At 73.4% G+C, this 12884-nt stretch carries 12 protein-coding genes; 8 read left to right on the top strand and 4 right to left on the bottom strand.

Annotation, left to right across the window (positions count from 1 at the left end):
• Positions 1-187: 187 nt before the first annotated feature.
• The 5 genes from WA788_RS14515 to WA788_RS14495 all read left to right on the top strand — a co-directional run bounded on the left by WA788_RS14515 (position 188) and on the right by WA788_RS14495 (position 6044).
• Positions 188-3034, top strand: coding sequence for a sensor histidine kinase (locus WA788_RS14515; protein ID WP_335977199.1), 2847 nt, complete (start codon positions 188-190; stop codon positions 3032-3034).
• 230 nt (positions 3035-3264) lie between these two features.
• A complete protein-coding gene (locus WA788_RS14510) occupies positions 3265-3699 on the top strand; it encodes a roadblock/LC7 domain-containing protein (protein WP_335977572.1) in 435 nt (144 codons plus the stop codon).
• Positions 3696-4154, top strand: coding sequence for a DUF742 domain-containing protein (locus WA788_RS14505; protein ID WP_443034028.1), 459 nt, complete (start codon positions 3696-3698; stop codon positions 4152-4154). Before WA788_RS14510 ends, WA788_RS14505 begins: the two co-directional genes overlap by 4 nt.
• A complete protein-coding gene (locus tag WA788_RS14500) occupies positions 4135-4743 on the top strand; it encodes a GTP-binding protein (RefSeq protein WP_335977197.1) in 609 nt (202 codons plus the stop codon). Before WA788_RS14505 ends, WA788_RS14500 begins: the two co-directional genes overlap by 20 nt.
• 26 nt (positions 4744-4769) lie before the next feature.
• The gene (locus WA788_RS14495; RefSeq protein ID WP_335977567.1) at positions 4770-6044 is read left to right on the top strand and encodes a styrene monooxygenase/indole monooxygenase family protein; all 1275 of its coding nucleotides are present in this window, start codon (positions 4770-4772) and stop codon (positions 6042-6044) included.
• 9 nt (positions 6045-6053) lie between these two features.
• Here the strand turns inward: WA788_RS14495 and WA788_RS14490 are convergent, their stop codons facing one another.
• From WA788_RS14490 to WA788_RS14480, 3 genes are all read right to left on the bottom strand, one after another.
• On the bottom strand, positions 6054-7289 hold the full coding sequence (locus WA788_RS14490) for a C40 family peptidase (RefSeq protein WP_335977195.1): 1236 nt from the start codon (positions 7287-7289) through the stop codon (positions 6054-6056).
• A 340-nt stretch (positions 7290-7629) separates the two neighbouring features.
• Positions 7630-9180, bottom strand: coding sequence for a chitinase (locus WA788_RS14485; protein WP_335977565.1), 1551 nt, complete (start codon positions 9178-9180; stop codon positions 7630-7632).
• A gap of 266 nt (positions 9181-9446) precedes the next feature.
• Complete coding sequence (locus WA788_RS14480) at positions 9447-9701, bottom strand: hypothetical protein (RefSeq protein WP_335977193.1); 255 nt, start codon at positions 9699-9701, stop codon at positions 9447-9449.
• Positions 9702-9776: 75 nt separating this feature from the next.
• Here WA788_RS14480 and WA788_RS14475 point away from each other — a divergent pair, with 75 nt between their 5' ends.
• Entirely contained in the window at positions 9777-10481 is a 705-nt protein-coding gene (locus WA788_RS14475) for a TetR/AcrR family transcriptional regulator (protein ID WP_335977192.1), read from the top strand.
• Between the two features lie 34 nt (positions 10482-10515).
• Positions 10516-10809: a hypothetical protein gene (locus tag WA788_RS14470; protein WP_335977190.1), complete on the top strand. Its 294-nt coding sequence runs from the start codon at positions 10516-10518 to the stop codon at positions 10807-10809.
• Between the two features lie 459 nt (positions 10810-11268).
• Here WA788_RS14470 and WA788_RS14465 read toward each other — a convergent pair whose 3' ends face one another.
• Positions 11269-12219, bottom strand: a complete 951-nt coding sequence (locus WA788_RS14465) for an NADP-dependent oxidoreductase (RefSeq protein ID WP_335977189.1) — start codon at positions 12217-12219, stop codon at positions 11269-11271.
• Between the two features lie 84 nt (positions 12220-12303).
• Between WA788_RS14465 and WA788_RS14460 the strand changes: the two genes are divergently transcribed.
• Positions 12304-12876, top strand: a complete 573-nt coding sequence (locus tag WA788_RS14460; RefSeq protein WP_335977187.1) for a TetR/AcrR family transcriptional regulator — start codon at positions 12304-12306, stop codon at positions 12874-12876.
• The last annotated feature ends 8 nt before the right edge of the window (positions 12877-12884 follow it).

Here is a 12884-nt window from a genome sequence, read left to right as displayed (position 1 = left end):
CCGGTGCGATTCACTCGTTCGGGTGTCCGAGGGGACGACGCCTGGCTCCCCTCCCCGCTGGCCTGCGAGGGTCTGAGGGACTTTGCACGTATCCCGGGGCGACCCCGGGCCCCGCAACCCGTGAATGCGAGCACCGACAGTGCGTGAACGACGTCTCCGACGGCGCGAACGGCGGGTCAGGCAGCGCATGCTCGCCGCCCTGCTGCTCTGCTCGGCCATCGTCCTGGCCGCGGCGGCGCCCGGTGTCGCCCTCGCCACCGGAGACCTGTCGTCCGCCCAGGACCGGGTCGGCGCCGCCCGGCTCGCCACCCGCGCGGCCGCGTTGGCCGCCGACCTCGCCGACGAGCGGGACGACCTGGCCGGGGCCGTCGCGGCCGGCCAGCCCGCCGCGTCCGCCGCCGACCGGCAGCGCACCGACCGCCAACTCGCCGACGTCACCGGCGGCGGTCACCTCTCCGCCGACCTGCGCACCGCGCTCGCCACCCTGCCGGCCGTCCGCAAGGCCGCCCTCGCCGCCGCCACCGCACAGGCCGCCGTCGCCGGCTACCAGCCGCTGATCGACGCGCTCGGACGCGCCATGGGCCCGGTCGGCGCCCCGCTGGCCCGGGCCACCGCGGCCGCCTCGGTCCAGCGCGGCCTGCTCGTCGCCGGGCTGACCGCGAGCGGCACCCAGCGCGCCCTGGTCGCCGCCGCGCAGGCAGCCCGGCTCCAGGAGCAGGCCGCGCTCGCCGAGTTCGACGCCACCGCGCCCGCCGCCCTGCGCAGGACCTACGACCGGACCGTCACCGGCGCCGACACCGCCGAAGCCGACCGCGACCTGGACCAGTTGCTCGGCGGCAGCGAACTGACCTCCGCCGACCGGGAACTGGGCACCGGGAAGGTCGCCGCGGCGCTCACCGCCCGGCTCTCGCTGATGCGCGGCGTCGAGGCGTCCGCCGCCGCCGACGAGGCCGCCACCGCCGCCTCCCACCGCGACCACCAGGTCACCGTCCTCGAACTGCGGGCCGCACTGGCCGCGTTGTGCCTGCTCCTGCTGGCCGCGGTGCTGGTCACGCTCTTCCGCACCCTCACCCGCCCGCTCGCCGCCCTGCACCGCTGGTCGAAGGCCGCCACGGACAGCGGCCAGCAGGCCGAGGCGATCGGCTCCGACGAGTTCGCCGCCGTCGCCCGCCGTATCAACTCCCTCGCCCAGGACGCACGTACATTGCGCGCCCGCGCCGCCGAACTCGACACCGAGCGCGCCGAGGCCGAGGCCGCCCACACCGCGCTCGCCGCCGACCACCGGTCGGCGCTGGCCACCGCCGCCGAACTCGCCCGCACCCGCGACGACCTGCTGCGCTCGCGCGAGGAGCTGGCCGAGCAGCTGAACCAGGCGACCGCGCGCAACGCCACCCAGGTCGTCCAGGTCAACCTGGCACTGCGCACCCTCGGCCTGATCGAGCGCCAACTCACCCTGATCGAGGGCATGGAGGAGCACGAGCAGGAACCCGACCGGCTCGCCACGCTCTTCCGCCTCGACCACCTCGCCACCCGGATGCGCCGCAACAGCGAGAACATGCTGCTGCTCACCGGGACCGAGCACAGCCACGGCGCCACCGCCCGCCCGGTGCCGCTGATCGACGTGGCCCGCGCGGCCATCTCCGAGGTCGAGCGGTACGAACGCGTGCGGGTGCTGACCATGCCCGAGGCCGAGGTGGCCGGCCGCGCCGCCGACGACATCGGCCACCTCATCGCCGAACTCCTCGACAACGCCACCGCGTTCTCCCCGCCCGAGTCCGAAGTGCACCTCAACGGCTGGGTGATGGAGAGCGGCGAGGTGATGGTCGCGGTCGAGGACGCGGGCATCGGGGTGCCCGCCGAGCGGATCGACGGGCTCAACGCGCTGCTGGCCGAACCCGATCCGGCGGCGCCCGGCGCGGCGGCCGGACTCGGCCTGTACGTGGTGGCGCGGCTGGCGCACCGGCACGGAGTGCGGGTCCAGCTGCGGCCGCACGCGAACGGCGGCGCCACGGCGGTCGTGATGCTGCCGCGGCTGCTGGTGCCGAGCGCGGACCCGCTCACCCAGGTGCTGCCCGCCCAGCGCGAGGGGGCGCGCGAAACGGCGTACGGCACGCCCCCGAACGCGCCGGCGCAGACGTCCGCCCGCACGGAGCCCGCGGCCTCCGCGGCCCCCGTGGCTGCCTACGGCCCCGGTGCGGAGTCGCCGGTGCCGGCCCCGGCTGGGCTGCCGTCCGCGGAAGTCCCGCTGGGCGTCGGGCCGTTCGCCGCGGAGCCGGGGCCGCCCCTGGCCGTACCGCTGGTGCCCGCGCAGCCGGCGGCCGTACCGCCGGAGCAGGCGGCGCCCGGGGCGGCCGCAGAGGGCGCTCAGGAGGCCGCGGGGGCGGCGCCGGGCGGGCTTCCGCCGCTCGACCGGCGGGTGCGCCCGCAGCCGGCCGAACCGGCGCCCTCGGCGCCCCCGTTGCCCAGTCGGCGGCCGCTCGCCCAGCGCGGGCTGCTACCCGAGCAGCAGGGCGCGACCGGCCTCGTATCCGCCCACCCCGCGGACGCCCCCGCCGAGTCGCGGGTACGCGTCGAACGCCTGGACGTTCCACCTGCACCGATGCCCCCGGGGGCCGTCCCGGCCGTGCAAGTGCAGCCGCTCGTGGCGGAAACCTTGATCGTTCCGGAGCCCGCCCTGCCGTCGGGCGGGACCGAGGCGGCGCGCGCCCCCCTGGCGCCCGCCGAGCACACGCGCGCCGAGCGCGCGCCGGCGCACTCCCCGGACGCCCCGTCCGCGCCCCCCGGGCTGGACGGGCCGCTGCCGCGCCGGGTCCGGAAGGCCAGCGGGATACGGGCCGCCGCGCAGGACGGCCGGCGCCGCACCGAGCCCCTCGACGCGGAGGGGCTGCGCCGCCAGCTCGCCGGGTTGCAGCGCGGTCTGCGCGACGGCCGCAGGGACGCCGCGCTGGAGACCCGGGGCGCGGCCGACCACGCGGCGCCGCCGCCCGCACCATCAGCCAGCCCGGGAGAAACCGTCGAGGAGGCGACCCGTTGAACGCGGTCCGCACGCACGCCAGTACGCACGCCGGCACCACCGGTACCGCAGGTACCACCGGCCTCACCGAAGGCCCTGCCCCCAGCAGCCCGACCGGCCCCGGCAGTGCCATCAGCCCCACCATCCCGACCCGCCCGACCAGCACGAACGGCCAGAGCGGCCCCGTAGGCACCGGTGCCCACCCCGGCACCGGCAGCCACCCCGGCGCCCTCAGCCACGACGCCCGCAGCCTGCACTGGCTGCTGGCGAACTTCGTCGACGAGGTGCCCGGCGTCCGCTCGGTCGCGGTCGTCTCCTCCGACGGCCTGCTGCTGCTCAGTTCCGAACCCGACCCCGTCGCCCCGCGGCCCGCGGCCGGACCCGCGCGGGTCTCCGACGTCCGGATGGACCTCGCCGCGGTGGTCTCCGGGCTGGCCTCGCTCACCATCGGCGCGGCCCGCCTGATGGACGGCGGCCGGGTGCGGCAGACCACCGTCGCGATGCAGGACGGCATGTTGTTCGTCATGTCCATCAGCGACGGTTCACTCCTTGGCGTGCATGCCTCCGCAGACTGCGACCTGAGCGTTATCGCCTACCACATGGCCCTGTTCGTCGGCCGGGCCGGCCATGTGCTGACCCCGGCGCTGCGCGGTGAGTTGCGGCAGGTCATGGCGGGCGAAAGGTGAGCCGGCCGCCCGGCCCGACCGGCTCCGCCGGCCCGCCGGCGGGTCGTCGGCCGGCCGCCGCCACCGGGGTGCCCAGGCAGCGCGACAGCGACCGCCGGACCTCCCGGGTGCGGCCCTACGCGCTCACCCGCGGGCGGACCGGAGCCGGGCAGGTGCTGCTGGTCGAGACTTTCGTGGCTACGATCGAGCGACCGGACGAACAGCCCGCCCTCACAAGGGGCGACTGGGCGGAGCGGGTGATGCCGGAGTTGCGCGCGATCGTCGAACTGTGCCGCATGCTGCGGTCGGTGGCCGAGATCTCCGCGCTCCTGCGGATACCGCTCGGCGTCGTCCGGGTCCTGATCAGCGACCTGGCCGACCAGGGAAGAATTCGCGTGTACGGCACCGGGTACGGTCCCGGCGGGCCCGACCGCGCGCTGCTCGAAAGGGTGCTCAGTGGACTTCGCAGGCTTTGACCAGCAGGAGGGCTTGCGGGACTGGCAGACCACGCGCGAACGCGCACCGGTCTCCACGAAGATCGTCGTCGCCGGCGGGTTCGGCGTGGGCAAGACCACGTTCGTCGGCGCCGTTTCGGAGATCACCCCGCTGACGACCGAGTCCGTCATGACCCAGGCCAGTGAGGCGCTGGACGACCTGGCGGCGACTCCGGAGAAGACCACCACCACGGTCGCCATGGACTTCGGGCGGATCACGCTCGACAAGGACCTGGTGCTCTACGTGTTCGGCACGCCGGGCCAGCAGCGGTTCTGGTTCATGTGGGACGACCTGGTGCGCGGCGCGATAGGGGCCGTGGTGCTCGCCGACACCCGCCGGCTGGCGGACTGCTTCCCGGCGCTGGACTACTTCGAGAGCACCGGCCTGCCGTACACCGTGGCGGTCAACCAGTTCGAGGGCACCGCGGCCTACGGTCCGGACGACGTACGCGACGCCCTCGCCGTCCCGCACCACATCCCGGTCCTGGTCATCGACGCCCGCGAGCGGCGGTCCGTGGTCGACGCGCTGCTCGCGCTGGTGACGCACGCGATGGCCGAGGCACCGCTGTGACCTGACGAACGGGGAGGCGAACCGCCATCCGCAGCGTGCTCATCGTCGGAGCCGGCCAGGCCGGTCTCCAACTCGCCCTGGGCCTCCAGGCGCGGGGCTACGGCGTGACCGTCATGACCCACCGCACCGCGGACGAGATACGCACCGGCCGGGTGCTGTCCACGCAGGTCATGTTCGCCGGCGCGCTCGCCCACGAGCGGCGGCTCGGCATCGACTTCTGGCGGCAACAGGCCCCGGGCATCACGGACTTGGGCGTGTCGGTGACGGCGCCCGACGGCACCCGCGCGGTCGACTGGCTCGGCCGGCTCGAGGGGGCCGCGCAGTCGGTGGACCAGCGGGTGAAGATGGCGGGCTGGCTGGAGACGTTCGCCGAGCGCGGCGGCAAGGTGGTCGTGCACGCCGCCGCCGTCTCCGACCTGGACTACTTCTCCCGCGCCTACGACCTGGTGCTGGTCGCCGCGGGCCGGGGCGAGCCGGCGGCGATGTTCGGGCGGGACCCGGACCGCTCCCCGTACCGAGCCCCGCAGCGCGCGCTGGCGGTCTGCTACGTGCACGGGCTGCGGCCGCGCCCCGAGCACCCGGACACACGGGCGCTGCACTGCAACCTGGTGCCGGGCGTCGGCGAGTTCTTCGCGATCCCCGCCCTGACCACGTCCGGGCCCTGCGACATCCTCTTCTGGGAGGCGCTCCCCGACGGCCCCGCGGACGTCTTCACCGGCGTCCGGGACCCCCGGCAGCACCTGCGGCTCACCCTCGACCTCATGCGGTGCCACGTCCCCTGGGAGCACGCCCGCGCCTCGGAGGTCGAACTCACCGACGCGGGCGGCACGTTGACCGGCCACGTCACCCCGGTCGTACGCCATCCCGTCGCTGAACTGCCCTCCGGTGGACTGGTGCTGGGCGTCGGGGACGTCGTGGTCGCCAACGACCCCGTCACCGGGCAGGGGGCGAACAACGCCGCCCGGTGCGCGGCGGTCCACCTGGAGCGGATCATCGCGCACGGGGACCGTCCGTTCGACCGCGCCTGGATGCAGGGGACCTTCGACCGGTACTGGGCGCTGGCCGCGCCGGCCACCAAGTGGACCCACGCGATGCTGGCGCCGTCGCCGGACCACGTCCTCGAGCTGCTCCGCGCGGCGGGTGAACTCCAGCCGGTCGCGGACCGGTTCGCGGGCGGGTTCGACGAACCGGCGGACTTCGAGGGGTGGTTCTACGACGCGGCGTCGGCGCGGGCGTATCTCGCGCGGGTGCGCGAGGCGGCGGAGACGGGCACCGCGGGCGGGGCTCCCGCGGCCGGCTGAGCCCGGCGGCTACTTGTCCTCGGCCTTGCCCTTGGCGCCGGACTTCGTGGACTTGGCCGACTTGGCGGACTTCGTGGACTTCGCCGGGGCCTTCGTCTCCGCGGCGATCGGCAGCGGCTGCTCGGCGTTCTTCGGGATGGACCGCGGTGTGTAGTCGCTGATCGGCTGCTCGCCGAGGTCGGGGCGGACCGCGCCGAGGATCGGGTTCGCCGCGATCGGCGAGACCTTGACGTAGGACCCGGGGCGCGGCGCCTGGATGACCAGCCCGTCGCCGATGTAGAGCGCGACATGGGTGGCGCCCTTGAAGTAGATCACCAGGTCGCCCGGGCGCAGCAACTCCAGCGGCACGTGCGGGAGCTGGGCCCACTGCTGCTGGCTGGTGCGGGGGATGGTGGTGCCCGCGTGGGCCCACGCCTGCGAGGTGAGCCCGGAGCAGTCGAACGAGTCCGGCCCCTGCGCGCCCCACACGTAGGGCTTGCCGAGCTGGTCGAAGGCGTAGCCGATCGCGCGGTCGCCGGCCTTCGAGGGGGCCCGCAGCGCCGGGTCGCCGCCCAGCGCCTTGGAGTCCATGAACCGCTGCTGGGCCTGGTCGGTGTCGGCCTGCTCCAGCTTCTGCAACTCGGCGATCTGCACCCCGGTCAGTCCGGAGAGCATCCCCTCGACCTGCTTGAGGTGCTTCTGGACGTCCTTCTGCTTCGCCCCGGCGACAGTCTGCGCCTGCTCGGCGGTGTCGAGCGCCTTCTGCGCCTGCGTGTTGAGCGTCTTCAGCCGCGCCTCGCCGGAGGTGAGCCGCCCGAGCACGCTGCGCTGCTGCTGGGCCATCTGCCCCAGGACGTGCCGCTGCCCGAAGAAGTCCTGCGGACTCTGCCCGCTGAGCAGCGACAGGTAGGGCGACACGCCCCCGTTGCGGTACATCTGGGTGGCCATCAGCCCGAGCTGCGCCCGGCTGGCGGCGACCGCGGCCTTCTGGTCGGCGAGCTGCTTGTCCACCTTGCGGGCCGCGGTCCGCTTCTGGTCGGCGGTCTCCTTGGCCTGGTTGTACGCCTCGGTGGCCGTCTCGGTCTGCTGGTAGTAGGTCTGGAGCTGGGTCAGCAGGGTCGACAGCGGGACCTGGTCGGCCGGCGGGTCGTACGGCTGCGCGGACGCCTGCTGGGCGGCGGGCAGGGACAGCGCCGCCGCGGCGAGCAGGGCGCCGCACACCACGGCCGAGCGGAACCACGAGCTGGGCTGACGGGCCACTGACATTCCCTCATCTCCCCATGACCGGCGGGTAACAAGCAGCGACGGTAGCCAATCATGGATTGTCATATCTTCGACAGAGGTAGTGGCTGAATCTCCGCGGAACGGTCATCCGCCGTCCGCCATCCGCATGGCCCGGCGGGCGGCGGGCGGCGGCGCGCGCGAGGCGGTCCGGGGCCACTCGCGGCCCACTGTGCCATCATCCGTCACCGCCGCCGGCCCTGCCACCGCCTTCCGCGGGCCGATTGCCGCCGTTTGCCGCCCGGTTGCCGCCGGATCGGCCGAATATCACGCGAGGTACCGCGCGGCGCCGTTCCCCGAACGGCGCCGCGCCTTCCGCGGGGTGTCAGCCGAAGTAGCTGTCGAAGTTGTGGCTGAACGCCCATCCGCCGAAGCCGTCCCAGTTGATCGACCACGTCATCAGGCCGCGCAGCCCGGGCCAGGTGCCGTGGGTGGTGTACGACCCGCAGTTCGTCTTCTTCGTCAGGCAGTCCAGCGCCTGGTCCACCTGATCGGGTGAGGTGTAGCCGTTGCCCGCGTTGACGGAGGCGGGCAGGCCGATGCCGACCTGCGAGGGGTCGAGCGCCGGGAACATGTTCGAGGTGTTGCCGGCCACCGGGAAGCCGGTGAGCAGCATGTCCGTCATCGCGATGTGGAAGTCCGCCCCGCCCATCGTGTGGTACTGGTTGTCCAGGCCCATGATCGGACCGGAGTTGTAGTCCTGGACGGTGAGCAGGGTCAGGTCGTCGCGCAGCGCGTAGATCACCGGCAGGTACGCCCCGCACCGCGGGTCCTGGCCGTTGAAGGGGCCCGAGCCGTAGTACTGGTACCCCATCTGGACGAAGAACGTCTCCGGCGCCATGGTCAGCACGAACCCGTCGCCGTACTTCGCCTTGAGCGACTTGACGGCCGAGATCAGGTTGACGATGGCCGGGGTGGTCGGGTTCTTGAAGTCGGTGTCGCCGGCGTTCAGCGAGAGCGACTGGTTCTCGAAGTCGATGTCGATGCCGTCCAGGCCCCACTGGTCGATGATGCCGCTGACCGAGGAGACGAACGCGTCGCGCGCCGCGGTGGTCGTCAGCTGGACCTCGCCGCCCGCGCCGCCGATCGACAGCAGCACCTTCTTGCCCGCGGCCCGCTTCGCCGCGATGGCCGCCTTGAAGTCCGCGTCGGACTCCACCGACGGGCACTCGCTGACCGAGCAGCGGGTGAAGTGGATCTGCCCGGAGGTGGGGGAGTCGGTCTCGCCGAACGCGAGGTCGATGATGTCCCAGTCGTCGGGGACGTCGGCGAGCTTGGTGTAGCCGGAGCCGTTGGCGAACGTCTCGTGCAGGTAGCCGACGAGCGCGTGGGTGGGCAGGTCCGAGGACGGCGGGGAGGCGGGCGTCGTGGGCGGAGTCGTCGGGGGAGTCGTCGGCGGTGTCGTGGGGGGTGTCGTCGGCGGCGTGGTGGGCGGCGTGGTGGTGCCGCCGCTGCCCGGGCCCTGGAGCGAGATGTCGTCGGCGAGGTAGGCGGGCTGGCCGTACCAGCCGTGCACGTAGATCTTCGCGCTGGTCTGGGTCGCGCCGGTGGTGAAGGACACGCTCAGGGGCGCGTAGCCGGAGCCGGTGTCCGCGGTCCATGTGGAGGTGCCGCCGTCCACGCCGAGGTAGACGTACGACCCGTCCACCTGGGCGGTCAGCGTGTACGCGGTGTTCGGGGCGACGGTGACGGTCTGCGCGCACTGGCCGGTGGTGCTCGCCGACGGCGCGGCCTTCAGCGCGTAACTGCCGCTGTGCGCCGAGCCGCTGACGACCTGGGCGCCCGCGTCGCAGGTCCAGCCGTTCAGCGAGCCGGCCTCGAAGCCGCCGTTGCTCAGGAACTCGCCGGCGCTCGCCGACGGGGCGAGGGCGACCATGCCGCCGACGGCGAGGGCGCCCGCGAGGGCGGTGGCGGCGGCGGCCAGGGCGCGTCTGTGGGCGGGGGAGGGCCCGTGCGGGCCGGGCGGGGTGGGGGTGGGCATGGGGGGATGCTCCTTCGGCGAGGAGTGCTCATGTCACCAGGCAGCAAACAGGTCCAGACCAATACGCGTCAATGGTCCGGACCAAGATTGGCCGCATGCCGGCACCCGCCGTTCACCCCCGCGTCGGCTCGACGCCCGTACCGGTGCGACGGCCCTACGGTTCAACGCCGCTTCGACCACGGCCACCTGGGGCGGTCCGGGTGCGGGCTGCCGTCCGGGTCGTACACGAACACCCAGCGGGTGCGGTCGCGCCCGCCGCGCTCCCGGTGGTAGACGTGCACCTGCTCCGGGCCGCCCTCGGGCGCGGGCACCGGCACCCGGTAGTCCAGCGGGGGCTGCCCCGTCATCCCCACCATCACCTCCAGCACCCGGCCGTCCAGCGGCCCACCGACGAACTCGGTCTTCTCGTGTCGCACACCGCCCAGGCTCCCACGCCCACGCGACCGGATGCGGCCGCGACCCCGGCGAGGCGAGGTGGTTACGCTTCCGGTATGACCAGCAGCGCGGTGCCCGCCTACCGCAGGATGAGCGTCGAGCAGCGCCGGGAGCAGCTGCTGGCCGCGGCGCTCGACCTCTTCGGGCACCGCCGCCCCGAGGACGTCTCCGTCGAGGACGTGGCCGCCGCCGCGGGCGTCTCCCGCCCCCTCGTCTACCGCTACTTCCCCGGCGGCAAGCAGCAGCTCTACGAATCCGCCGTGCTCGGCGCCGCCGAGGAACTCGTCGGCCTCTTCGGCGTCCCCGCCGAGGGCCCGCCCACCCAGCGCCTCGCCGACGCCCTCGACGGCTACCTCGGCTACGTCGACGAGCACGACGCCGCGTACGGCGCGCTGCTGCGCGGCGGCGGTGTCGTGGGCACCAGCCGTACCGAGGCGATCATCGAGGGGGTCCGCAGCGGCGCCGCCGCCCAGGTCCTGCACCACCTCGGCGTGGCCGAACCCGGGCCCCGCCTGACCATGATGGTCCGCTCCTGGATCGCCTCCGTCGAGACGGTCTCCCTCCTCTGGCTCGACAACGGCAAGCAGCCGCCCCTGCCCGAACTCCGCGCCTGGCTGGTCGACCACTTCACCGCGCTCCTCCTCGCGACCGCCCTCACCGACCCCGAAGCCGCCGAAGCCGCGGCCCGTGCCCTCTCCCAGGAAACCCCCACCAGCCCCGGCCGCCTCCTCCTCACCAACATCACCACCCTCTTCCCGTAGGGCGCGAGCGACGGGCGTCAACCCGGTCCAGCAGTTGCTCCAGCCCAGCGGCACCCTGACCCACCTGACGGCGGCGCAGCAGCAGACCCTGACCGGACGCGAGTTCTTCCCGCACCTGATCTCCGGGCCCTTCCACTCCGGCCTGGTCGTCGTGTTCGCCTTCGGCGCCACCCTCGCCTTCCTCGCCGCGCTCGCCTCCCTGCTGCGCGGCACCAGCACCACCGCCAAGCCCCCCGGACCACGCACGGCCGGGACCACCCCTGCCGCCGCGACCGACAAAACGCAGACAACGCGAACGCAGAACACCCCCAAGCCCCGATCCCGGTAACCAGCCCCATTCGCAAGAGGAACGTCTCATGGCACTCGACGGTGACCGCGACGCTGGATGCTCAGAATGTCCTGGAGCAGCAGGGTGTTGACGTGCACCAGCGCGGACTGGAGCAGGGGCAGGGCGAGCAGTCGTCGTGTCATGACACGCCCAACCTGGCCGAGCGCAGCCTTCGGGAAGGTCAGAAGATCGAAACGGCCGACAAGCTCACCCCTGATCCGCTACAGGGAGCTACTTGTCACTTCGCCGCAGCTTCGGGAGAACAGGGCCGAGATCCCCGCGAGTTCGCGGAAGCTGAAGCTTCTTCAGCGGGAACCCGTGGGTCCGAGACTGCCATGGTCGGGGCTTGACCCGTGGTTTCGCGGCGAACACGCGGGATCGGCTTCGAGGCCGGCCTGAAAAGATGTCTGCCCCAGCTCCTTGTCGAGGTGGTCTCGCCTTGTCAGGCCGGCCGGGCGATCACAGGACGAGCATGAGCTTGCCGCCGGGTCGGCGGGACTGGCTGAGCTCGGCCGCTTCCTGGATCTGGTCGAGCGTGTAGGTACGTGCGACCGGTACGACCAAGATGCCTTCGCCGGCGAGCCGGGCGAACTCGTCCATCTGCCCATAGCGGATCTCGGTGGTGGTCCGGACGCCCAGTTCGGCCGCGGCGGCGAAGTCCGAGACGGTGAGGACACGGCCGGGGTCCCCGGTCAGCTCGATCAGCGTCGGCAGTGAACCGCCGGCCGGGCTGGGCTGGTCGGCGCGGTCGATCCGGCCGCCGGTCGGCGCCGCGTCGAGGGCACGATCGATGTGGCCTCCGGACAGTGCCCTGACGCGTTCGGCCATGCCCTCGCCGTAGGCGGTCACCTGGGCGCCGATCTCTTCCAGAGCTGCCGCCCGGGTCTGCCCGGCGGTGGCGATCACCCGAATGCCCCGGTGCAGCGCGAAGCGCACCGCCGCCTCACCCACGGTGGTGCCCGCGCCGTGGACGAGCAGCAGCTCACCCGGCTGGACGCCGAGCTCGTCGAGCGCGCGCCACGCCGTCTCGGCCGCCATCGGCAGCGCGGCGGCCTGCTCGACGGTGACGCCTTCGGGGATACGTGCCCAGGCCGGCATCAGCGCGTACTCGGCAGCACCGGCCGTCGGGCCGTCGAAGGCGGCCGGGCCGAACACGCGGTCGCCGATCTGGACACCGGTGACGCCCTCGCCGAGCGCGTCGACGGTGCCCGCGATCTCAAGGCCGAGCCCGCGCGGCAGCGGCGGCAGATGATCGGCGAGGAGACCGTCGACGACGTGCCAGTCGGCCGGTGTCAGGCCGCACGCCCGCACGGCGATCCGGATGTGACCGGGTCCCGGCTCCGGCTGTGGGACATCGCGGAGCACGATCACGTCCGGGGACCCGAACCGGTCGAACTGAAGAGCCTTCATGACGATCTCCCGAGTGACAACAGCATCTGTTGTCATCGACGTTATCACCGTGACAACAGATGCTGTTGTCGTACCCTGGCGGGTATGCCGAGATGGGAATCCGACGCACAGGGCCGGCTCGAGCGCGCGGCGCTCGAGCTGTTCGAGACGCAGGGGTACGAGCGCACCTCGGTCGCGCAGATCGCGGGCGCAGCCGGCCTGAAGGAGCGCTCCTTCTACCGCTACTTCCCCGACAAGCGGGAAGTCCTCTTCGCCGGTGACGAACTCGAGGCCCACCTCGTCGCCCAGGTCGAGGCGACCGACCCGGGCCTCACGCCGATCGAGGCGCTGCTGACCGCGCTGGGAACCGCCGAGGAGATCTTCCGCCCGCGCGAGTTCCTGCTGCGCCGGGGAAGAGTGATCGCCGCCAACCCGGCACTGGCTGAGCGCGATCTGATCAAGCTCGCCGACATCGCCGACGCGCTGGCGCCAGCGCTTGAGCGCCGCGGCGTCGAGCCCGGCAAGGCACGCTTCATCATCGACGTGGTGCTGGCGATCCACCGGCGCGCCATGCCTCGCTGGCTGGCCGAGCCGGACACCACCCTCGCTCAGCTCATGGCCCAGGCCGCCGCCGAGCTGCGTGAGGAGGTCGCGCCGCCGGCTCCGACGACCCGCTGAGTCGGCCT

Origin of the sequence: Streptomyces sp. CA2R106 (assembly GCF_037034245.1) — a bacterium.
In the GTDB taxonomy this organism is placed as follows: Bacteria; Actinomycetota; Actinomycetes; order Streptomycetales; family Streptomycetaceae; genus Actinacidiphila.
Note: the sequence above shows the minus strand (reverse complement) of the source record. Positions and strands in the feature narration are given on the sequence as shown.